The sequence below is a fragment of the Kitasatospora sp. NPDC091276 genome (assembly GCF_040684355.1).
Classification (GTDB): domain Bacteria; phylum Actinomycetota; class Actinomycetes; order Streptomycetales; family Streptomycetaceae; genus Kitasatospora.
This window is the reverse complement of the sequence record NZ_JBFBFU010000002.1, coordinates 238,725-260,421: the sequence shown is the minus strand read 5'-3', so window position 1 is coordinate 260,421 and position 21,697 is coordinate 238,725. Positions and strand designations below refer to the sequence as shown.

Here is a 21,697-nt window from a genome sequence, read left to right as displayed (position 1 = left end):
ACAAGGCCTGGCAGAAGTAACGGCGCTAGCAGGGGCGGGACATGACGGCTGTGAGCGGCACGGGAGCGGGCACGGAGTCCGAGGGGGCCGGCGACTTCGGCCGCCTGCTGGCCGGGCACCGGGTGGCGGCGGGCCTGACCCAGGAGGAGCTCGCCGCGGCGGCCGGCGTCAGCCTGCGCGCCGTCGGTGACATGGAGCGCGGCCGCACCCGCGGGCCGCAGCGGCGCACCGTCCGGGCCCTGGCCGAGACGCTGGGCCTGGACGCCCCGCAAACCGCCGCGCTGGACCGCGCCGCTCAGTGCGGCCGCCCCCGGGGGACCAGGCCGGTGCCGGCCGCCGCCCCCACCCGCGGGCAGGCCGCCCCCGCCCCGGCCCCCGCCGGACCGGCCGAGACCGGGGACGCCGAGACCGGGGACGCCGCGCCCCCCGCCCCGCTCGTGCCGGGCGCCCTCGCGCTGCCCCGCGACATCGCCGACTTCACCGCCCGCGAGAACGCCCTCGCCCTGCTGACCGAGCTGGCCGAGGACGACCGACCCGCCCACCCCCGGGTGGTGCTGATCAGCGGTCAGCCCGGCCTGGGCAAGACCGCCTTCGCCCTGCACGCCGCCCACACCCTGGCCCCCTCCTTCCCCGACGGGCAGCTCTCGCTCGACCTCGGCGGCATGGCCGCCACCCCGCTCTCCGCCCGCGACGCGCTCGGCCAGGTGCTGCGCGCCCTGGGCGTCGCCGACAACGCGGTGCCCGCCGGGACGGAGGAACGGGCGGGCCTCTACCGGGCCCTGGTGCGCGAGCGCCGGCTCGTCCTGGTCCTGGACAACGCCGCCGACGAGAGCCAGGTGCGCCCGCTGCTGCCCGGCTCCGGGCCCGCCGTGACCCTGGTGACCAGCCGCAACACCCTGCCCGGACTGGAGTCGGTGCTCCGCCTGCGGCTGGACGCCCTGGCCCCGGGCGAGGCCGCCGACCTGCTGGCCCGGATCGCCGGCCGCGAGCGGATCGACGCGGCGCCCGACGCCACCGCCGAACTGGCCCGGCTCTGCGGCTACCTGCCGCTCGCGCTGCGCATCGCCGGGCAGCGGCTGGTGGCCCGCCCGCAGCAGCCGGTCAGCCATCTGGTGCGCCAACTGGCCGCAGAGGAACACCGGTTGGACTTGCTGGAGACCGGAGACCTGGCCGTCCGTCCGGCCTTCGCGCTGTCCTACCGGCGGCTGCCGGCCGAATCCCAGCTGGTGCTGCGCCGCTCCGCACTGACCGCCGGGCACGACTTCACCGCCGCCGTCGCCGCCGCCTACGCGGGCCTGCCGGTCGGCCGGACCGAACTCGTCCTGGAGCAGCTGATCGACGCCGGGCTGGTGCAACTCGCCACCCCGGAGCGCTATCGGCTGCACGACCTGGTCCGGCTCTACGCGGGCGAGCGGCTCGGCGCCGACGAGGGCCCCGAGGCGGTGGCGCGGGCCCGGGCCAGGGCCGGTGACTGGCTGCTGAACCGGGCCGCCGAGTACGGCCTCCGGTTCGACCCGGACCACGCGACGGCGGACCCCGACACCGATCCCGACGCCGACGCGGACCGGACCGGCCCCCCGGTGCCGCTCACCGAGGCGGCGCGCTGGCTGGAGGAGGAGCACCCGGAGTGGCTGGCCGCCCTCCACCAGGCCTTCGCCGCCGGCCGGCACCGGGAGGTGATCGACACCGCCGAGGCCATGCACTGGTTCTCCGACCGGCTGCTGAGCTGGGACATCTGGGCCGAGGTCTTCCAGCTGTCGGTCGACGCGGCCCGCGCCTGCGGAGACCAGCTGGCCGAGGCCGTCCACGTCAACTACCTGGCGTGGACGTACGTCACCTGCCTGCACCGCTACCAGCGCGGCATCGACCTGGCCAACGAGGGGCTGGAACTGGCCCGCCGGATCGGCGCCCGCGAGCAGGAGGGCTGGGCGCTGACCTACCTCGCGGCGGGCCTTCGGCACCTGCACCGGCACCGGGAGGCCATCGACGCCTACCACCGGGCCGCGGACACCTTCGCCGCCGTCAACAGCCGCTCCGGCTGGATCGGCCGGCTGGTCACGCTGCGCGGCGCGGCCAACTGCCTGCGCGACTCGGGCCGGGCCGAGGAGGCGGTGGAGTCCCGCCGGCGCGCGCTGGCCGGCGCGTTGGAACTGGTGGAGCGCTGGTCCTCGCCGCTGATGCACCTGGCGGCGGCCATGACGGCACACGAACTCGGCCTGGACCGCGCCGCGCTGGGGCGCTGGCCGGCGGCCGAGAAGGCCTACCGGCAGGCCCTGACCCACTACGAGGAGATCGGCCGGCCGGACAGCATGACCAAGACCCTCACCGAGCTCGGCACCGCCCTGATCGAGCAGGGCCGCGCCGAGGAGGCCCGCGAACTCCTCACCGAGGCGCTCACCGACCTCAGCGCGGACGGCCCCCGGCAGGGGCGGCGCCGGACGGGGTGAGGCGGGAAGCCCGGTGGCGGGCGAAACGCGCACGCCCGCACGGCGGGTGGGCCGTGCGGGCGCGTGAGCGGCGGACTGTGCGGGACGGTCAGATCCGGGTGTCCTCGACCACCGGCAGCGTGTGGTTCTCGGCGAAGGCGCTCGGGGCGAACGAGGTCCGCGGCGCGACGGTCGGCTTCTTGCCGCAGAAGGCCGGCTCCAGCGCGTTCATCAGGCCCTGCGTCACGGAGCCGTTGTTGGAGGCGTTGGCGAACACGACGACGGAGCGCTTGCCGTCCGGGGTGGCGAACGACTGGGTCTGGAAGCCCTGGACGATGCCGCCGTGGCCGTACACGTCACCGCAGGACAGCGAGATGCGGCGCAGCCCGAGGCCGTAGCTGATCTTGGCGGTGGGGGTGGCCAGGGCGGCCGTCATCTGCTTCAGCGAGTCGTCCGAGACCAGCCCGCCGGAGCTGCCCGCCATCAGCGCGGTGAGGAAGTGGTCGAGGTCCGCGGCGTCGGAGATGACCGCGCCGGCCGTCCACACCCAGGAACCGGTCTGCGCGGTGGAGTCCAGCAGCGGCTTGGTGCGGTCGTCGTTGGTGAGGTAACCGGTGACGTGCGCGCCCTGGATGTCCTGGTCGGGCACGACGAAGGAGGTCTTGTTCAGGCCCAGCGGCTCGATGATCCGCTCGCGCAGGACGTCCTCGTAGGGGCGGCCGGTGAGGTGCTCGACCGCGAGGCCCATCAGGACGAAGTCGGTGTTGGAGTAGGAGTACCGGCTCCCGGGCGTGTACTGCTGGCCGTGCTTGACGGACATCGCCACCAGGTCGCGCGGCGCGTACACGTTGGTGCGGATGCGCGCCTCGAAGGCGCTGGTGGTCTCCTCGCCGACCTGCTCCAGCAGGTCGTTGGTGTGGTCGTAGATCCCGGCGCGGTGCTCCATGACCTGGCGGCCCGTCATGGTCCAGGTGTCCGGCAGGGTGCCGGCCGGCAGGTAGTCGCGCAGCGGCTTGTCGAGGTCGATCAGGCCCTGCTCCGCCAGCTGCATCACGAGAACGGCGTTGAACATCTTGCTGTTGCTGCCGACCCGGAACCTCCACGAGGAGTTCATCGGGGTGCCGTCCAGATCGGCCTTGCCGACGGCCAGCGACCGGGTGGACTCGGCGTCGCCGTGGTCGCGGATCACCGCGAAGGCGCCCGGGGCGCCCGCGTCGGTGGTCGCCTGGAGGGCGGCGCGCACCGCGGCCGTGTCCGGGGTGGGCGCGCCGGTGGTGCCCTGGTCGGCGGCCACGGCGTGCGCGGCTCCGGTCGCCAGCAGGACGACACCCGCGGCCGCCACCGCGAGCGGACGCAGAAGGCTGATCTTCGCCATGATCCTCTGTTCTCTCACTCGGCTGACGCGGCGTCCGGCCACGTCCTCGAAGATCCACTATCACCGGAGGGGCGTGCGGCTGGCAAAGTGAACCCGATCGGCCGCACCATCCGTTTCCCGACCCGGGGTCAAGGTTTTACCTGCTGTCGTCTACCCGCGTCGACCGATCCACCCGATGCTGTTCGGGCGCCTCGCGCGTGCTCCCGCACCTTCGCCCAGGCCTTCCCCCTCATCGATCGTGGAGTTCCGCATGCCCCTGGCCACCTCCGCGCGCCGGGCCGGCGCGCTGCTGCTCGCCGCCGCCGGCCTGATACCGCTGTCCGGCACCGCCCAGGCCGCCACCACCGCCGCCACGTACACGCCGATCGTGTTCCCGGACCGGGACCACGGCGTCGTCTACGACCTCATCAACTCGGCCACCCGCTCGGTCGACGTGACCATGTACGAGCTGCGCGACACCACCGCCGTCAACGCCCTGATCGGCCGCCAGCGGGCCGGCCTCACCGTCCGGGTGATCCTCGACGGCCGGCACACCTCGGTCAACGGCGCCGCCTACTCGGCCCTGCGGGCCGCCGGCGTCGGGGTGACGTACTCCTCCTCCGCGTTCGTCTACACCCACCAGAAGACCGTCACCGTGGACGGCGCCAAGTCCCTGATCCTGACCGGGAACCTGGACTCCACCTACTACTCCAGCAGCCGCGACTACGGCGTCGTCGACACCGACGCCAACGACGTCGCCGCGATCGAGCAGGTCTTCGCCGCCGACTACGCCCAGACCTCGATCACCCCCTCCGACGGCGACAACCTGGTCTGGTCGCCCACCGACTCGCAGGCCCGCCTGCTGGACCTGATCAACGGCGCGCAGCACACGCTGGACCTGGAGCAGCTGGAGTTCGGCGACCAGGCCCTGGTGGACGCGGTCGCCGCGGCCGCCGGCCGGGGAGTCACCGTGCGGGTGGTGGGCATGAACCCCTCGTCCTACAGCAGCTACTTCGACCAGGTGGTCACGGCCGGCGGCCAGGTGGTCACCTACTCCTCGACCACGGGCCTGTACATCCACGCCAAGGCGATCGTCGCCGACTACGGCACGCCCTCGGCCAAGGTGTTCGCCGGTTCGGAGAACTTCTCCGACAACTCGCTGAACAACAACCGCGAGCTGGGCCTGATCACCACCGACCCCGGCGTGCTGACCACCGTCGAGTCCACCGTCGCCCGCGACTTCGCCAACGGCACGCCGTACTAGAACGGTTCGTCGCGCGGGCCTGATCGAGCGTCCGCGCCCGGGCCGCTCCCTACCCGAGGAATTGTCATGACTTCGTCCACCAAGCCCGGCTCCCGTCGCACCGCCACCGCCCTCGGCTCGGTGGCAGCCCTGGTCGCGGCCTCCGCCGGCCTCTGGGCCGCCACCGCCTCCACCGCGCAGGCCGCCGCCCTGCCCGCGCCCGACCACATCGTCGTCGTGGTGATGGAGAACCACGCCTACAACCAGGTCGTCGGCAGCAGCAGCGCCCCCTACCTCAACTCCCTGGCCACCGGCGGCGCCAACCTCACCCAGTCGTTCGGCATCACCCACCCCAGCCAGCCGAACTACTACGCCCTGTTCTCCGGCTCCACCCAGGGTGTCACCGACGACAGCTGCGTCTCCGTCGGTGCCCTCCAGGGCCCCAACCTGGCCTCCGAGGTCACCGCCGCCGGCAGGACCTGGGCCAGTTACAACGAGACCCTGCCCGCCCAGGGCAGCACCGCGTGCAGCAGCGGCAAGTACGCGCAGAAGCACAACCCCTGGTTCGGCTTCGGCAACGTCCCGCTGAACTCGGCCAGGACCTTCGCCCAGTTCCCGACCGACTACACCACCCTGCCGAACGTCTCCTTCGTCGTGCCGAACCTCTGCAGCGACATGCACGACTGCTCGGTCGGCACCGGCGACACCTGGATCAAGAACAACCTCGGCGCCTACGCCACCTGGGCCAAGAGTCACAACAGCCTGCTCGTGGTCACCTTCGACGAGGACAACCGGCTCGCGGGCAACCGCATCCCGACCGTCTTCTACGGCGCCCACGTGACCCCCGGCAGCACCTCCGCCGCGACCTACAACCACTACAACGTGCTGCGGACCCTGGAGGACCTCGCCGGCGCCACCACCCACGCGGGCAACGCGGCCAACGCCGGTGACATCACCGGCATCTGGAACTAGGTCCTGGCCCGCCGCTCGGACGATCCACCAGGAGCCGCACCCGGACCACCGGCCGCCCCGCGCCCGCCGCGCGGGGCGGCCGCCGCGTCGGAGGTCGACAGCGGCGCGGGGGGCGGCGAGGATGGGAGCGTGCGATTCGATGCGGTGCCGATGCCGGAGCGGGTGGGGGAGCGGCCCCGGGACGTCCGGGGCTATCCGGTGCCGGCGGTCACGCCGTGGCGGGGCGGCGAGCCGCAGTTCGCGTTGACCGACCACGAGCGCAGCGCGAACTGCGCGCTGGAGCGCCTCTGTTCGGTGTGCGGGGGGTTCATGGCCCGGGGCCCCGTGTGGCGCGTGGTCGGAGCGGCGGAGAGCGCGGCGATCGCCGCCGCGCTCGCCGAGGGGCGGCCGTACCGCAACCTCGCGCCGACGATGGAGGGGCCCGGTCACCGGGCCTGCATGCTCTACGCGGCGATGGTGTGCCCGTACCTGGCCCGGCCGAACGCCCGGCGCCGGGCGACGGCGCCCGGCGGAGTGGACGAGCTGACGGAGACCGCCGTCCGCGGGGCGGTGCGGGGCGGCACGGGGGCGGTGGTCGGGTTCGGCGACTACGAGTTCGCCGTCACCGAGAGCCGGGTGCTGTTCCGCTTCCTGGACCCGGTCGAGTTCCTGCCGCACGAGTCCGCCGACGAGCATGTGTCCGCGCTCCGGGCCGAGTTGGCCTCGCGCGACGGACTTTAGCGGAGGATTTGCGCGGTTCGCCCCGTACCGGCCACGAACCAGTGTCAGACTGAGGCGGACATGACCAGTCCTGGATCGGGGGCGGCCGTCCATCAGCGACGGCTTCAGGGCGCCGACATCGAGGAGTACGTTTCTTGACCACTCACCTCAGGCACGGCACCGGCGCGCGGAAGGCGCTGGCGCTGCTGGCGGCACTGTGCGGGATCGTCGGCCTCACCGCGCTCGGTACGACCCCTGCGGCGGCGGCCGATTCGCGTCACGCGATCTACGCCATCGCGCACCGGGTCGACACCCTGGACGGGGTGGACGCCGCGCTCGGCCACGGCGCCAACGCCATCGAGATCGACGTCTGCGCCTGGTGGAACCCGAACGAATGGCGCGCCTACCACGACTGTTCCTCGGCCGGTGAGAACCGCCTGGGCCCCAGCTTCGACAGCATGATCGACCGCATCCTCTCCAACGCCAACGCCGGACGCCGGCTGTCGCTGGTCTGGCTGGACATCAAGGACCCGAACTACTGCGGGGAGCAGCCCAACCGCACGTGCAGCGTCGCCGGACTGCGCGACAAGGCGCAGCGGCTGACGGCCGCCGGGATCCAGGTCCTCTACGGCTTCTTCGAGTACCACGGCGGCAACACCCCGGACGTCGGCGGCAGGGGCTGGCAGAGCCTGGAAGGCAGGCTCGGCCCGCTGGAGGGCATCACGTCCACCGGCACCCGCGACCAGGTCCAGGGCGCCTTCAACCGGTCCGGTTCCGGATTCCCGGCCGGTCACCGGGCGATGGACTACGGCGACTCCGACATCACCAAGGGCTTCGGCAACTGCACGGAGGCCACCTACAACACGTGTGCGGAGCTGAAGAAGGGGGCCGGGGACCGCGCCGCCGGGCGGCTCGCGGCCACGCTGTCCTGGACGACCACCTACAACGACCCGTGGTACGTCGACAAGTTGCTCGGCGATGCGGGTGTGGACGGCATCATCGCGGGCTACGGCGCCTTCACCGGCGTGCGCGAGTACGACAACAGCTGGCAGTGCGCCAATGCCATCAACCTCGTCCGTGACTGGGTGAACCGCCACAGCGGCACCCACCGCATGGCCAACAGCGGCGACCGCCTGTTCCGCTAGGCCTTTCCGCCAGGCCTGTTCCGTGGGGCCCGTCCGCTGGGCCGGTTCCGCTGGGCCCTGCCCGGCCGAAGGCATTCGCCGTCCCGCCCGCCGCCCGCCCGCCGCCCGTGCGGCGGGCGGGACGGCGCCATGGCTAGCGGGTGATGGTCCACTGCTGCTCGGCGGAGCCGTCGCAGGTCCACACCCCGAGCTCCTTGTCGTCCTCGTGGTAGGTCAGGCAGTCCTGGTCGCTGATCCGGATCACGTACCGGTCGCCCGAGACGTTCTTCACCTCCCACTTCTGCTCCGAAGAGCCCTTCCACCCCTTGGTGTTGGCGAAGTAGGTGCCGGTGTTCTCGGTGAGGTCCCGCCCGAGCGCGTTGGTGATCCGGTAGCGACCGCCGCCCGCGTCGCGGAACGTCCAGGTGCCGCCCGCGTCGCCCGGCTTCCCGGCGATCACCGAGGCGCCCTCGCCGGAGCCGGTGGCGACGGCGCCGAGGTTGTTGACGGTCCGCAGGTGCACGGGTGTGTTGAGCGCGGGCCGGCCGGAGCCGGTGCCGGTGCCGGGCTTGGTGCCGGGCTCGGCCGGCTCACCGGGCTTGCCGGTGTGCGGAGGCCTGGCCGGCGTGGCGGGCACCCCGGGGTCGTACGGCGTGCCGGGGTCCTGCGGCATCGCGGGGACGATCTGGGTGGCCGGCAGCCCGCCCGGCGCGGGAGTGCCCGGGTCCCTCGGCACGCCGGGGAACGCCATCGGGGAGAAGTTCACGACGCCGTCGGTGTGGTTGTAGCGCTGGCCGGCGCTGCCCGTGCCCCTCGGGTACGTCCAGGTGTGCTCGCGGGTGGTCCGGTTGAAGAGCCCGTAGAACCCCCAGTTGCCCCAGCCGCCGTCGAAGCCGTTGGCGAAGCTGCCGCCGCCGGAGAAGACCCAGATCCGGTAGGTCTGGTCCTCGCGCGAGGTCTTGTCGTGGTAGTCGACGTCGTACGTGAAGGCGACGTTCTGGAAGCTCTGCTCGTAGTTGTGGACGTACCAGGGGTCTCCGAAGGCGTTGTCGCCCTTGATGTTGAAGACCATGATGTTGTAGCTGCCGCCGGTCGCCTTGATCAGCATGTCGAGCGTGCCCTGGACGAACTCGCCGCGGGCCTGGTTCTTGACCTCCGAGGTGTGCTGCGCCGCCTCGATGCACCACACCAGGCTGGTCGAGCCGGGAGTCACCGTGTTGGCGGCGTTGCAGTTCTCCTGGGCCGGGTCGTACGAGCCGTCGGCCATCGCGGGCCCCGCCAGACCCAGGACGGCCACGGCACTCATGCCTGCGGCCAGGGCCGACAGCTTCTTCGTCGAACGCACGTGCTCTCCTTGCGAGTTCTGTGATGGGCGGGACAAAATATGGCATTCCGGTCAGCCGATCAGTGCCACTTTGTCTCGATCCATACGCATCCCTTGCGTAGGCCTGACGCCCGCGGTGCGCCGGCCCGAACCCGTGCGGGCGATTTCTCAAGCCCCTTGTGAAGGACGGATGATCGGGCCGCCCGGGTTCAACGGGCCGCGTCCGTCGATCACGCTGCCCGATCCGGGGGCTCACGGCCGGTAGGCGGGGAGGCCCTTGACGGTGGAGACCTGGGCCGGGGCGGCGGAGCCGTCGGCGGGGAGGGTGCTGACGCCGTCGGGGGTGCGGGCCGCGATGGTCCGGCCGTCGGGGGACCACGCGGGTTCGGTGTAGTCGGCGGTGGCGGCGGGGGTGAGGTCCTTCTCGTCCTTCTGGTCGATCCGGCTGGAGCGGGCGAACAGGTGGTCGTGCCCGTCGACGGAGCGGACGAAGACGACGTGCTCGCCGTCGGGGGAGAGGGCGGGTTGGGAGCCCTGGCCCAGGTCGCGGGTGGCGGGGCGGATGTAGTCGTCGTAGAGGTAGACCTCGTCGGCGGGGGTGTTGGCGTAGACGATCTCGCCGTGCCGGCCGCCGGCGTCGGCCCAGGTGTTGCCGGTCTGCGGCGGCTGCGGCATGTTCGCGCTGCCGTCCAGGGAGGTGTGCGGGGTGAGCACCTCGGGGGTGCCGCCGACGGCCTTGGTGGGGATCTTCTCCAGGCGCAGGACACCGCCCTCGGCGGCGGCGAAGACGATGGTGTCGAAGCGTTCGGCGGATTCGGGGAGGTCGCTGGGGCCCTGCGCGGCGTGCTGCCAGGTGGGATGGGACCAGGTCTCGCCGCCGGGGGCCGTGGCGAGGGTGACCTTCGCGCCGCCGTCGGGGTCGGCGACGACGAGGTCGCCGTTCCCGTCGATGAAGGCCGCTCGTTTGCCGTCGGGGGACCAGGCGAGGTCGCGGACGACGGTGCCGAAGTCGACGGTGGTGCCGTTCATCGCGACGGCCCGGGTGCCGGTGCTGATGGTCAGGTGGTTGGCGGCGCTGGTGCCGTTGACCTCCTTGGCACCCGGCGTGGGGGCACCCGGCGTGGGGGTGCTCGGCGTGGGGGTGCTCGGGTGGGCGGAGCGGCCCGGGGCCGGGGTCCCCGGACCGGTGGCGCCGGGCGCCGCGCTGCCGGTGGCGGCGGTCGGGTCCGAGCCGGCGTTGTCGGGGCCGCAGGCGGAGAGCAGGACGGCGCCGACGGTGGCCATCAGGGCGAGCGCGGCGGTGGTGCCGAATCTGTTGCGCACGGACATTTCCAGGTCCCCCCTCGGGTGCTGTTCGCGTTCGAGGAGGAGCATCCCAGGGGGAGTTCCACGACCGGTGCGAGCCGTGTCACGGTCGTGGAACAACAGCCGCCCCGGCCGCCCTGCCGGGAGCGGAGCCTGATGCCGGGTCAGAGTCCGAGGGCGGTGAGGCCGGGGTGGTCGTCGGGGCGCCGGCCGAGCGGCCAGTGGAAGAGGCGTTCGGCGGCGGTGATCGGCAGGTCGTTGATGGCGGCGTGGCGGTGTGCCATCAGGCCGTCGCGGTCGAACTCCCAGTTCTCGTTGCCGTAGGAGCGGTACCACTGGCCGGAGTCGTCGTGCCACTCGTAGGCGAAGCGGACGGCGATGCGGTCGCCGTCGTGCGCCCACAGCTCCTTGACGAGGCGGTAGTCGAGTTCGCGGTGCCACTTGCGGGTGAGGAAGTCGGCGATCTGCTCGCGTCCGGTGAGGAACTCGGTGCGGTTGCGCCACCGGCTGTCGGGCGTGTAGGCGAGGGCGACGCGGTGGGGGTCGCGGGTGTTCCAGGCGTCCTCGGCGGCGCGGACCTTCCGTCGGGCGGTCTCCGGGGTGAACGGGGGCAGGGGAGGGCGCTGTTCGGTCACGGGGTCTCCTCGGGTGCGGCGGAGCCGACGGCGAGAACGGTCGTTCTCGCCGCAGCGACTACCCTAGGAGAACCATCGTTCTCACGCAAAGGGCACGGCAGATGGACCAGCACGACCCGCGGGGCCTGATCCTCGACGCGGCCGAGGAGCTGTTCTACGGGCAGGGCATCCAGGCGGTCGGCATGGACGCCGTCCGGGCGGCCTCCGGCCTGACGATGCGCCGGCTCTACCAGCAGTTCCCGTCCAAGGACGACCTGGTCGAGGCGTACCTGCGGCGCCGGGACGGGCGCTGGCGGGCGAACCTCGCCGCCTACGTGGCCGGCGCCGCCACGCCGCCGCGCGACCAGTTGCTCGCCGTCTTCGACTGGCTCGGTCGCTGGTTCGCCGAACCCGGCTTCCGGGGCTGCGCGTTCGTCAACTCCTTCGGCGAGCTGGGCGCCGTCTCACCGGCGGTCGCGGCGACCGCCCGGCAGCACAAGGAGGAGTTCAACGCCTACCTCGTCTGCCTGGCCGAGGCCGCCGGCGCCCCGCCCGCCACCGCCGCCCAGCTGGCGCTGCTCGCCGAGGGGGCGATGACCACCGCCGCCGTGCACGGCGACCCGAGCGCCGCCGCCGACGCCAAGGCGGCCGCCCGCGTACTGCTGGACGCCGCCCTGTCCGCCCGCACCTGACGGACCGGGGGGCCGTCAGCCCGGGACGGGGGCCGTGCGCCGCTCGAAGACCTCGGGGCGGGCCGCCTCCAGGGCGGTGGCGACGGCGCCCAGCAGGACGGCGTCCTGGCCGAGCCGGCTCGGCTCCAACCGGGGCCGCAGCGGGGAGCGCTCGTACAGGGCCTGCTCCATCGGGCGCAGCAGCAGGTCGGCGCTGCGCCCGATGCCGCCGCCGAGGACGACCACGTCCGGGTCGAGCAGCGCGGCGACGACGGCGAGGACGTAGCCCAGGCGGTCCACTTCCTGCCGGACGGCCTCGACCGCGGCGGGCTCGCCGAGCCGGGCCCGGGTGAACACCTTCTCGGCGGTGAGCGGCCGCCGCATCCCGAGGTCGAGGGCGGCGCGCACCACGGCGTCGGCGGAGACGGTCTCCTCCAGGGTGGTGCCGGTGCCGGTGCCGGTGCCGGTGCTGGTGGTGGAGGTGCAGCCCGGCAGGCGCAGCAGCCCGAGTTCGCCGGCCGCGCCGTGCGCCCCCGTCAGCAGTTCGCCGTCCTTGACCACGCCCAGGCCGAGTCCGGTGCCGACCAGCAGGTAGACGAAGAGCCGGCTGCCCGCGCCCGCGCCGTAGGTGTACTCGCCGACGGCGGCGAGGTTGGCGTCGTTGGCGACGGTGACGGTGGTGCCCAGGCCGTCGGCTATTCGGTCGAACAGGCCGGGGCGGCCCCAGCCGGGCAGGCTGGCGGCGAGTCTGACGCTGCGTCTGCGCTCGTCCCAGACCCCGGGCGTGCCGGCCACGGTGTGGGCCACGGCGGTGCCGGGCAGGCCCGCCTCGGCGATGGCCTCGCGGGCGGCCGCGACGACGGCGTCGGCGACGGCGTTGGCCGAGCGGCCGCGGTTGGGCAGGTCGCGGCGGGCGACGACGCACCCGGACAGGTCGGCGACGGCGACCCGCAGCCGGGCCCGGCCGATGTCGAGCCCGAGGACGTGCCCGGCGGCCGGGTCGGTCTCGTACAGGACGGCGGTGCGGCCGCGCTCGGGGGCGAACCGGCCGGCCTCGCGGGCGAGTCCGGCGAGTTCGAGGGTGGCCAGCGCGGTGGAGACGGTGGGCTTGGACAGCCCGGTGTCGCGGGCGAGTTGGGCCCGGGAGAGCGGGCCGTGCCGGCGCAGCCGCTCCAGCAGGAGCCACTCGTTGTTGCTCCGGAGCCGCTGCCGGTTCCACGGCTGTTGTCCAGGCCCTGACAGTGGAGCGAGGGTGACGGGCTGCGGCGCCCCGTCCGTGGCCGTAGTCCGTCCTGCTGTGCTCATTCGGTCGATCGTAGGGCACCCGTCAGCCGACGAACGAGGACGGGCAGTGAGAGGACGGGCAGTGAGAGGACGGGCGGTGAGAGGACGGGCAGTGAGCGGATCGGCGGAGTGGAGGAGTGGAAGCGCGGACCGCCGGTGGCGGCGGGGAGTCCCGGCTCCCTGCCGCCACCGGCGGTCGGATCGCCCGGCGCGGCCGCGCTCCGCCGGGGCCGGGGAGTCCGGGGGCGGGCTTCGCCGGGCCGGGGTCCGGTCCCACACACCGGACCCCGGGCTCGACGGGTGCGGGTGGGTCAGCTGATGGTGTAGCCGGAGCCGAAGGCGGTGACGCTGAGCGGGCCGTCCAGGTTGTAGTTGCCGGTGGCGGCGATCCGGCGCAGGCACTCGACCCGGTCGACGGACTTGCTCCATTCGGCGGCGGTGGAGGAGTTGGCGGGGTTGGTGAGGTCGTCGACGCGGACGTCGAAGAAGGCGTTCAGCCAGGTGCTCTCGCCGGCGCCGGACGGCGAGCCGACCTTGGCGTTGGTGCGGCTGATGAGGGCGGGCAGGGCGTCGTACTCGCTGCCGTTGCCGTGCTGGATGGAGGCGTCGTACAGCTCGGCGCGGGCGAGGGCGGTGGTGAGGCCGAGCTGGTCGGCCTGGTTCATGGCGGGGGTGAAGTAGCGCTGGTCGACCTGGTCGTCCTGGACCTGCCGGAAGGTGGCGTCCTGGGCGGCCTGCTTCCAGGCGGCGACGTAGTCGCTCTCGGGCAGGCCGCTGGTGTCGCCGCTGCCGGCGGCGGCCAGGCGCTCCAGCTCGGGGATGAAGCGGGCGAGCGGGTTGTCGGGGGAGACGGCGGTGTAGGCGCGGACGACCTTGAGCGCGTCGCCGTCGTTGGTGGTGAAGCCGGCGCGGCCGGCGGTGACGCCGCGGCCGTCGTTGATGTTCTCGGCGTAGCCGTACTGGAGTTCGGTGGTGCTGTTCTCGAAGATGCTGATCAGCTGGTCGGCCCGACGGTGCTGATCGGGGGTCAGGCCGCCTGCGGACGCCCGCTGCACGGCCGCGGCGGTCGCCCGGGCGGGGGCGGCGGACGCCGAGGCGGAGGTGGCGGCCCAGGCCGCACCGGCGACCAGGGCGGCTGCCGCGGTGGCGGCGGCGAGGCGTCGGGTTCGGGAAACTCGCATGGGTGTGCTCCGATCTCCGGGGCGGTGCCGCCGGAGGCAGTGGGGGGTGGCGCGCCGGTCGACCGGGCGCTGTGGGGGCAAGAGCGCGAGCTCGCGGCAGCAGAGTACGGTCTGCGGTCGGTGGCGGTCCATAAGGTAAGGAAAGTTTCCTAATAAAATTACTTCGGCCTCGGAGGCGGTGCTCGGCCGTCGCCGATCGGGCCACCCCGGTGATACCGTCCGAGCGTCTGGCGACCGACTGCCCGGCCACCGCCGGGCCCGGCCCGCGAGCTCCCTGCACCGCCGACCCGGGTGCCCCGCGCGCACGCACACACCGCGTGCCCGCCGCGTGCGCACCGCCTGCGCCGTGCGCGCGCGTACTGGACACGTCCCCGCGCCCGGCCGCCCCACCGAAACCCCGACCAGCACGGAGCACCGACCCATGAGCCTCCCGAGCGCCACCCCACCCACCGTCACCCCGATACGGCCGCCGCGCCTGGTGGCCACCGACCTCGACGGGACGATCGTGCGCGGCGACCGCACCGTCTCGGCCCGTACCGTCGCCGCCCTCGCCCGGGTCGAACGGGCCGGCGGGCTCGTCGTCCTGGTCACCGGCCGCCCGCCGCGCCTGATGGGCGAGATCGCGGCCGCCTTCGGCCACCGGGGCGTGGCGATCTGCTCCAACGGCGCCTTCGGCTACGACATGCGCACCCGCACGGTGATCGCCGAGAACCCGATCCCGGTCGACGTGCTCGGCGAGAGCGCCCGGCGGCTGCGCGAGGCCGTGCCGGGGATCGGGCTGGCCGTCGAGTACGCCCAGGAGCTGGCCGGGGACGCGCACTACGAGGCGGGCGCCTGGGACGCCGACACCGCGGTGCAACGCCTCGACGACACACGGTTGTTCGGCCGACCGGCGCCCAAGCTGATCGGCCGTCACCCGGAGCTGTCCGCGGACGAGCTGCTGGCGCTGGCCCGCCCGGTGCTCGGCGAGCTGGTGACGGTCTACCACGCGAACGGCGAGCGGCTGGTCGAGGCCGTCGCGCAGGGCGTCAGCAAGGCCGCCGCGCTCGGCGACCTGGCGAGGCGGCGCGGGATCACCCGCGAGCAGGCGGTCGCGTTCGGCGACATGCCCAACGACCTGCCGATGATGGCCTGGGCGGGCACCTCGTACGGCGTCGCCAACGCCCACCCGGAGGTGCTGGCCGCGGTGGACCACGTCATCGGCAGCAACGACGAGGACGGGGTGGCCGTCGTCCTGGAGGGCCTGTTCCCCGAGGGGTGAGTCGCGCGGAACGGGCGTTCCCGGGAACGCCCGTTCCGGGACCACCTGTTACCGGAAGGCCCGTTCCCGGAACGGACGCTCCCGGGAAGGGAGCAGCCGCGACGGCGGCTCCGGGCGGGTGCACTCCCGGAACCGCCGCGTGCCGCCCGCGCCGTCAGGGCGCGCTGGTGTGGGTCAGGGTCTCCCAGCCGATGAAGTAGTTGGCCCCGAACGGGCTGTGCGCGGCCACGTACTGCTCGGTCTGCGGCATCGCCACGCCCTCGCGCAGGTGGTACTCGTTGTACGCGAGCTGGACGGCCGGGCCGAGGCCGGTCTTCGCCGAACCGTCGCAGAGCCAGTCCGGCACGTTCGCGCCGTTGTCGTAGGCGGTGTGGAACTCCAGGGCCTTGACCAGCCGTTCACGCCCCTCGCCCCACAGGTCGAGGCCCTGGAGCCGGGCGGTCTCGGCGGTCTGGGCGGCGGCCTCCAGGCCCCAGCCGGTGTGCCCGAAGTCGCGGCAGGTCTCCTGCGAGAGCCCGTCCACGAAGGTCGACTGGCCGGACCAGTACTTCACCAGCGCGGCCTCGCCCTCGATCCCGGCCTTGGGCGGCGGCACCGGCAGATCGCCGTCGGAGGACAGGTAGACGTAGGCGGGCAGGCGCTTACGCCACATGCCGGCGGCCTGGTCGAACAGGCCGCGGTCGTCGAGGAAGACCGCGATGCCCATCAGGGCGTCGGTCTCGATCAGCTCCCAGTTGCCGTTCTTGCGCGGGCTGCCGGGCGACAGCAGCGGCACGTAGACGGTGCGCAGCATGGCGGCGAAGCGGTCGATCGAGGCGGCCGGCCAGCCCGCCCCGGAGTGGCGGATCAACTCGGCGGCCCGGGACCAGTTGTTGCCCGACCAGCCGGTCTGCAGCGGGGCGTTGCTGTTGGTGTGCTCCTGGATCACGGCCGACCAGGCGTCCATGATCTCGATCGCCTTGTCGGCGTACCGCTGGTCGCGGGTGAGCACCCACTGGAGGGCGTGGGCGTAGGCGGCCATCGCGTCGTCGCGCTCGTCCGAACAGCCGTTGTCGGGGTGGGAGCTGGACCCGCACTCGACGGTGGCGCGCGGCCGGGGCCGCCAGTCCAGCGAGGCGTACTTGCTCGACCGGAGGTCGGCGAAGGCGGACGTCCAGGGTTCGGCCCCGGCCGCCAGCTTGTCCCTGAGGAAGCCGAGTTGCTGGTCGCCGACCAGCACGCCGGGGTGCTGGAACGCGGGCCGCGGGCTGTGCGGGGCGGGTGCGACGGGTGCGGTGGCCCCGGCCGGTGCGGAGGCGAGCGGGAGCAGGGCGGCGAGTGCCGCCGCGGCGATCAGTGTCCTGGTGCTGCTACGTCCCATGGGGAGGTGTTCCTCTCGCGGGGGAGGCGGTCGAGCGCTGATGTCATGTTAGGAAAGTTGCCTAACATGGAAAGTGAACCACCAACCCCCGTGCGCGCCAAGAGGACCGGCTCCGTTCACCGCCGCACCCGTAGGCGTGCGTTCCGCATTTATCGCCTGTTGATCGTCGGGGCGTAACGTCGGACCCATGAACGAGATGACGGCCGAGTGGCCGGGGGCGGCGCCCGAGGGGCGGATGACGGAGCAGGACACCGAGCGGTTCCGGGAGTTGCTGGCGCGGTTGGAGAACTCGCTGGCGGCGGATCGGACGGCTGACCGGGCGAGGCGCCGGGCGGCGGCCGGGTCCGATGCCTGACGGGCCGGAGCGGCGCCCGGTGGTGGTGCTGCCGCTCTGGCGGCGCGGTGAGGCGTACGGGCCGGCTGACCGGCCCGGGGTGCCGCGGGGGCGCTCCGGGCCGGTGGCGGTCGATCAGGTGGCGGTGTCGCAGATGCCGCCGCTGCCGCCGGCGGCGCGGTGGAATCCGGACGGCTGACGGTACGGCACGTCAGCAGCTGCAGTCGCAGCAGTCACAACCATCACAACAGCCGCAGCCGTCGCAGCCATCGCAACCGTTGCAGCAATTGCAAGGGTCGCAGCAGTCGGCGCAGTCGCAGTCGTGCCGCTGGCACCAGCCCTCCCGGCGCTCCCGGCTGAACGGGTCGTCGTGCTCGCAGCAGAGCAACTGGCAGGTGCAGGCCATCAGCGCCCACACGGCGCACCCGGCCAGCAGGTTGCGCGGTCGCGGCGGCTTGGCGCCGATCGGGGTGAAGCCGGGGCCCTGGGGCACCCACGGCGGGAGCGGGGTCCGGCCGGGATCCTGCCCGGGCGGCGCCTGGCGCGGCGGCGCGTCGTGCGGGTGCTCCCCGGCGGCGGTGTGCGGGTGCCCGCCGGTCGCCGGGTGCGCGGACCCGGCGGCGGCGGGTCCGGCGTTCCGGGTCTGGCAGGCGGCTGCGTGGGCGGCCGGGCCGAAGACCCGCTCGACGGCCCGCTCGGTCTCGTGCGCGAGCAGCAGGTGCACCAGGGCCCGGTCGGTCAGTTCGACCTCGCGCAGAGCGAGCCGGATGCCGTGGACGGCGTCGCGGCACAGGCGTTCGGCTTCGGCGCGGCCGGTGCCGGTGGCGGTCAGCGGGTTCCAGGCGCCGCCGGCGGCGTCGGCGGCCTGGTCCTCGGCGGCGTCGAGGAGGTGGGCGAGCCGGCCGAAGAGCCGGCCGGCCTCGGCGAGCGGGGCGGCGTTGCCGGGGCGTCCGGCGAGGACGGCGGTGTGCGCGAACGCGGCCGAGGTGGCGGTCTCGGTGGGCTCGGTGACCAGCAGGACTGAGCCGCCGGGCGGCAGTGACCGCTCCAACTCGCCCTGCCGGGAGGCGGCTTCGAGGAGTACACCGGTGTCGAAGCCGACCGTCGAGGCGCTGCCGGCGCTCTGCCGGTCCCACCGCCGGGTGACCGCGCGGGCCCCGACGGCGACCGGGCGGCGGCCGAACACGCCGTCACGGTCCTCGACGTGGTCGCGGATCTTGACCGAGGCGAGGGCGAGCGAGACGGCGGCGGCGAGCCGGGCGCCCTCGCCCCGGGCGACGGAGGCGGTGCGCATGCCGCGCAGCGGGCAGGGCCCGGCGGTGCGCCGCCAGGAGGCGTCCTCGCGGGCGGCCTGGGCCTCGACCAGGACCGAGATGATCAGGCCGTCGTAGTTGGTGGCGGTGCGGGCGAGTTGGCCGTGGTCGTCGCGCAGCGCGAGGCAGAGCCCGCACAGGTGCGCCAGCCACGACGCCTGAAGCCGTTCGGACAGCCGGTGCTTGCACGGTCTGATGATGCCGAACACGTTTCCCCCTCGCCGGTGGGCCGCTGACCAGCCCTGATCCGCCGCACATCATATGATCACCGCCCCTCCCGGGCCGAGGGGGCGGAAGAGCCGAGGGGCGGAGGATCCGGAGGAAGGGCGAGGGCGCGAGGAGCGCAGGGGCGCGCACCCGAACACGGCACGCCGTCCCGGCCGAGTCCACGCCTCCCGCCCTTCTCCACGCCCCGGCCACAGCCGCCCGCGCCCCTGGGAGTGATCTCATATCCGGGATAGCATCGCGAATATGGGAATCGAGACGGCCGCCGACGAGCGGCTCGCCAACCGGCTCGCCGAGTTGAGGCTGGAACGGGGCTGGACGCTGGAGGAACTGGCCCGGCTGGCGGACGTCAGCCGTTCGACGCTGTCGCGCGTCGAACGGGCCGAGGTCAGCCCGACCGCCGCGCTGCTCGGGCGGCTCTGCGCCGTCTACGGGCGGACCATGTCCCGGCTGCTCGCCGAGGTCGAGTCGGCGCCGGCCCGGCTGGTGCGGGCCGCGGACCAGCGGATCTGGCGGGACGAGACCACCGGCTTCGTCCGCCGCTCCGTCTCCCCGCCGCACGGCTCGCTGCGCGCCGAGATCGTCGAGGGCCGGCTGCCCGCCGGCGCCGACATCGCCTACGACCGCCCCTGCGTGGCGGACCTGGAACACCACCTGTGGGTGTTCGAGGGGGTGTTGGAGCTCACCGTCGACGGCGAGCGGCACCTGCTCGGCCCCGGCGACTGCCTGCGCTACGTCTCCGGGACCAGCCGCTTCCGCGCCCCCGGCCCGGACGACGCCCGGTACGCCCTGGTGGTGGTGGAACCGTGAGGCGCCCGAAGACCCGGATAGCCGCCGGGCCCCGCGAGCGCTTCGACGCCGCCGGGCGCCGCGTCCTGCTGGTCTGCGTCGCCGGCGGCTTCACCACGCTGCTCGACCAGTCCGTCCTCAACACCTCCATCCCGGCCCTGCGCGAGAGCCTGCACGCCCAGCCCGCCCACCTCCAGTGGATCGTGGCCGGCTACTCGCTCGCCTTCGGCCTGGCACTGATCCCCGGCGGGCGGCTGGGCGACGTCAGGGGCCGCAAGTGGTTCTTCGTCACCGGCCTCGCCCTGTTCACCCTGGTCAGCCTGGTCTCGGCGACCGCCACCGCGCCCGAGGTGCTGATCGCCGCCCGGCTGCTCCAGGGCGTGGGCGCCGGACTGGTCAACTCGCAGATGATCGGCACCCTCCAGGACGTGTTCGACGGCCAACTACGGGCCCGCGCCCTCGGCATGTACGCCGTCACGGGAGGGCTGGCCTTCGCGCTCGGCCCGCCGATCGGCGGCGCGGTCCTGGCGGCGGCCGGCCCCGAGCACGGCTGGCGGCTGACCTTCCTGCTCAACGTGCCGTTCGGCCTGGCCACCGTCGCGCTGGCGGTGCGTCACCTGCCCAGGCCGCGCCCGAGTGCCCGGCACGCCGACCTCGACCTGGTCGGCCTGCTGCTGGTCGCCGCGCTCACCCTCGCCCTGATGCTGCCGTTCGTCCAACCGCCGGGCTGGACCGGCTGGCTGGCCTTCGCCGCCGTCGCCGTCCTGCTGCTCGGCGCCCTCGCCTGGTGGCAGCGCCGCTACGCCCGCTCCGGCGGCCACCCGCTGATCCACCCGGCACTCACCCGCTCCGCGCCGTACGCGCTCGGCACCGCGACCGCGATGGCCCAGTTCGGCTCCTCGCTCGCCGCCGGACTGGTGCTCACCATGTTCCTCCAGGACGGCCTCGGGCTCTCCCCGATGGGCGCCGCGCTCGTCGCGCTGCCCTCGGCGGTGGCCATGGGCGTCGCCTCCGCGCTGGCCTGGCGGGTGGTGCAGCGCTTCGGGCGGCGCACCATCACCGCGGGCATGACCGGCTCCGCCCTGGTCATGCTGGCGAGCGGACTCGTCGCGCACTGGGCGCCCGAGGCCGTCCTGCCCTGGCTGCTGGCGCTGCTGCAACTGTTCGGCGGCGCCTCGATCGGCGTGATGGGCGCCACCAACCAGGCGTACGTGCTGCGCCACGCGCCCGCCGAGGCGGCCGGGGTGAGCGGGGCCATCCTGCAGATGGCCCAGCGGATCGCGGCGGCCGTCGCGGTCTCGGCGCTGTCCGGCGTCTACCTGCGGCAGACCGCCGGGGGCGGCGACCACCGCTCCGCCTACCTGGCCACCAGCGTGGTGTGCGCGGCGGTCGCCGCCCTCGCCGTCCTGGCCTCGGTGTTCGCCGGCCGGCGGGCGGCCCGGGAGGCGACCGGCGAGCCCGTCGCGGTGAGCCGTGGGCGAACAGCGGTCCGTTAGCGCAGGCCCGCACGTACGGTGGCGGGCATGACCGAGAACCGGATCGTGGACCTGCCCGAGGTGGCGCTCGCCTACCGCGAGAGCGGCCCGCCGGACGGCCCGGCGCTGGTGCTGCTGCACGCCCTCGGGGAGCGCGCCACGGACTGGGACGTCGTCCTGCCGGAGCTCGCCCCCAGGCACCGCGTGTACGCGCTCGACCTGCGCGGCCACGGCGACAGCGGCCGCACCGCCCGGTACGGCCTGGAGGAGATGCGCGACGACGTGCTCGCCTTCCTCGACGCGCTCGGCCTGGCGCGGGTCGACCTGGTCGGCCACTCGATGGGCGGCGTGGTCGGCTACCTGGTCGCCCAGGCCCGGCCGGAGCGGATCGGCCGTCTGGTCCTGGAGGACATCCCGGCACCGCACCCGCGCCCGGCCGGCGCGGTGCCGGACGCGCCGGAGGAGCCGGTGCACTTCGACTGGGCCGTGGTGAAGGCCGTCAAGGCGCAGGTCGACACCCCCGACCCGGCCTGGCTGGCGGGGATGGCCGGGATCACCGCCCGCACCCTGGTGGTCGCGGGCGGCTCGGCGAGCCACGTCCCGCAGGAGCGGCTCGCCGAGCTCGCCCGGCTGATCCCGGACTGCCGGATGGTCACCATCGAGGCCGGGCACCTCGTGCACAGTGCCCGGCCCGCCGAGTTCGTCGCCGCGGTGGCGCCGTTCCTGTCCGCCTGACCCGGGCG

The 21,697-nt window shown here is 73.9% G+C and carries 19 protein-coding genes; 11 read left to right on the top strand and 8 right to left on the bottom strand.

The window, feature by feature from the left end; genetic code table 11:
* Positions 1–41: 41 nt before the first annotated feature.
* The gene (locus AB0O19_RS03315) at positions 42–2,447 is read left to right on the top strand and encodes a tetratricopeptide repeat protein (protein WP_363617417.1); all 2,406 of its coding nucleotides are present in this window, start codon (positions 42–44) and stop codon (positions 2,445–2,447) included.
* A gap of 88 nt (positions 2,448–2,535) precedes the next feature.
* On the opposite strand, the gene AB0O19_RS03310 is transcribed toward AB0O19_RS03315, so the two are convergent.
* Complete coding sequence (locus tag AB0O19_RS03310; protein ID WP_363617415.1) at positions 2,536–3,801, bottom strand: serine hydrolase domain-containing protein; 1,266 nt, start codon at positions 3,799–3,801, stop codon at positions 2,536–2,538.
* A gap of 250 nt (positions 3,802–4,051) precedes the next feature.
* On the opposite strand from AB0O19_RS03310, the gene AB0O19_RS03305 reads away from it, so the two are divergent.
* From AB0O19_RS03305 to AB0O19_RS03290, 4 genes are all read left to right on the top strand, one after another.
* Positions 4,052–5,044 (top strand): phospholipase D-like domain-containing protein, encoded by a 993-nt coding sequence (locus AB0O19_RS03305; protein ID WP_363617413.1) that lies wholly within the window; start codon positions 4,052–4,054, stop codon positions 5,042–5,044.
* A 66-nt stretch (positions 5,045–5,110) separates the two neighbouring features.
* Positions 5,111–5,995 carry an alkaline phosphatase family protein gene (locus tag AB0O19_RS03300; RefSeq protein WP_363589478.1) on the top strand — a complete coding sequence of 295 codons (885 nt, stop codon included), beginning with the start codon at positions 5,111–5,113 and terminating at the stop codon, positions 5,993–5,995.
* 129 nt (positions 5,996–6,124) lie between these two features.
* A complete protein-coding gene (locus AB0O19_RS03295; protein ID WP_363617411.1) occupies positions 6,125–6,715 on the top strand; it encodes a hypothetical protein in 591 nt (196 codons plus the stop codon).
* A gap of 134 nt (positions 6,716–6,849) precedes the next feature.
* The gene (locus AB0O19_RS03290; protein WP_363617409.1) at positions 6,850–7,839 is read left to right on the top strand and encodes a phospholipase; all 990 of its coding nucleotides are present in this window, start codon (positions 6,850–6,852) and stop codon (positions 7,837–7,839) included.
* A 133-nt stretch (positions 7,840–7,972) separates the two neighbouring features.
* On the opposite strand, the gene AB0O19_RS03285 is transcribed toward AB0O19_RS03290, so the two are convergent.
* The 3 genes from AB0O19_RS03285 to AB0O19_RS03275 form a co-directional block, all read right to left on the bottom strand.
* Positions 7,973–9,163 carry a hypothetical protein gene (locus tag AB0O19_RS03285; protein ID WP_363617407.1) on the bottom strand — a complete coding sequence of 397 codons (1,191 nt, stop codon included), beginning with the start codon at positions 9,161–9,163 and terminating at the stop codon, positions 7,973–7,975.
* Between the two features lie 231 nt (positions 9,164–9,394).
* A complete protein-coding gene (locus AB0O19_RS03280) occupies positions 9,395–10,471 on the bottom strand; it encodes a hypothetical protein (RefSeq protein ID WP_363617405.1) in 1,077 nt (358 codons plus the stop codon).
* A 140-nt stretch (positions 10,472–10,611) separates the two neighbouring features.
* Positions 10,612–11,082, bottom strand: a complete 471-nt coding sequence (locus tag AB0O19_RS03275) for a nuclear transport factor 2 family protein (RefSeq protein WP_363617403.1) — start codon at positions 11,080–11,082, stop codon at positions 10,612–10,614.
* A 101-nt stretch (positions 11,083–11,183) separates the two neighbouring features.
* On the opposite strand from AB0O19_RS03275, the gene AB0O19_RS03270 reads away from it, so the two are divergent.
* A complete protein-coding gene (locus tag AB0O19_RS03270) occupies positions 11,184–11,753 on the top strand; it encodes a TetR/AcrR family transcriptional regulator (protein ID WP_363586491.1) in 570 nt (189 codons plus the stop codon).
* 15 nt (positions 11,754–11,768) lie between these two features.
* Here AB0O19_RS03270 and AB0O19_RS03265 read toward each other — a convergent pair whose 3' ends face one another.
* Together AB0O19_RS03265 and AB0O19_RS03260 are read right to left on the bottom strand one after the other, a co-directional pair.
* Positions 11,769–13,037, bottom strand: a complete 1,269-nt coding sequence (locus AB0O19_RS03265) for an ROK family transcriptional regulator (RefSeq protein ID WP_363617401.1) — start codon at positions 13,035–13,037, stop codon at positions 11,769–11,771.
* A gap of 290 nt (positions 13,038–13,327) precedes the next feature.
* Positions 13,328–14,197 (bottom strand): chitosanase, encoded by an 870-nt coding sequence (locus AB0O19_RS03260; protein WP_363617399.1) that lies wholly within the window; start codon positions 14,195–14,197, stop codon positions 13,328–13,330.
* A 421-nt stretch (positions 14,198–14,618) separates the two neighbouring features.
* On the opposite strand from AB0O19_RS03260, the gene AB0O19_RS03255 reads away from it, so the two are divergent.
* Positions 14,619–15,458, top strand: coding sequence for an HAD-IIB family hydrolase (locus tag AB0O19_RS03255; RefSeq protein WP_363617397.1), 840 nt, complete (start codon positions 14,619–14,621; stop codon positions 15,456–15,458).
* A gap of 154 nt (positions 15,459–15,612) precedes the next feature.
* Here the strand turns inward: AB0O19_RS03255 and AB0O19_RS03250 are convergent, their stop codons facing one another.
* Entirely contained in the window at positions 15,613–16,818 is a 1,206-nt protein-coding gene (locus tag AB0O19_RS03250; protein ID WP_363617395.1) for an alginate lyase family protein, read from the bottom strand.
* A 187-nt stretch (positions 16,819–17,005) separates the two neighbouring features.
* On the opposite strand from AB0O19_RS03250, the gene AB0O19_RS03245 reads away from it, so the two are divergent.
* Positions 17,006–17,173, top strand: coding sequence for a hypothetical protein (locus tag AB0O19_RS03245; protein ID WP_350879489.1), 168 nt, complete (start codon positions 17,006–17,008; stop codon positions 17,171–17,173).
* A 190-nt stretch (positions 17,174–17,363) separates the two neighbouring features.
* On the opposite strand, the gene AB0O19_RS03240 is transcribed toward AB0O19_RS03245, so the two are convergent.
* Positions 17,364–18,674, bottom strand: coding sequence for a DUF5685 family protein (locus AB0O19_RS03240; protein ID WP_363617393.1), 1,311 nt, complete (start codon positions 18,672–18,674; stop codon positions 17,364–17,366).
* A gap of 262 nt (positions 18,675–18,936) precedes the next feature.
* On the opposite strand from AB0O19_RS03240, the gene AB0O19_RS03235 reads away from it, so the two are divergent.
* Genes AB0O19_RS03235 through AB0O19_RS03225 form a run of 3 tightly spaced genes read left to right on the top strand, consistent with a single transcriptional unit; the run spans position 18,937 to position 21,689 of the window.
* On the top strand, positions 18,937–19,500 hold the full coding sequence (locus tag AB0O19_RS03235) for an XRE family transcriptional regulator (RefSeq protein WP_063350572.1): 564 nt from the start codon (positions 18,937–18,939) through the stop codon (positions 19,498–19,500).
* Positions 19,497–20,975, top strand: a complete 1,479-nt coding sequence (locus AB0O19_RS03230; protein WP_363617391.1) for an MFS transporter — start codon at positions 19,497–19,499, stop codon at positions 20,973–20,975. Before AB0O19_RS03235 ends, AB0O19_RS03230 begins: the two co-directional genes overlap by 4 nt.
* A 27-nt stretch (positions 20,976–21,002) precedes the next feature.
* Complete coding sequence (locus AB0O19_RS03225) at positions 21,003–21,689, top strand: alpha/beta fold hydrolase (RefSeq protein WP_363617389.1); 687 nt, start codon at positions 21,003–21,005, stop codon at positions 21,687–21,689.
* Positions 21,690–21,697: the final 8 nt, after the last annotated feature.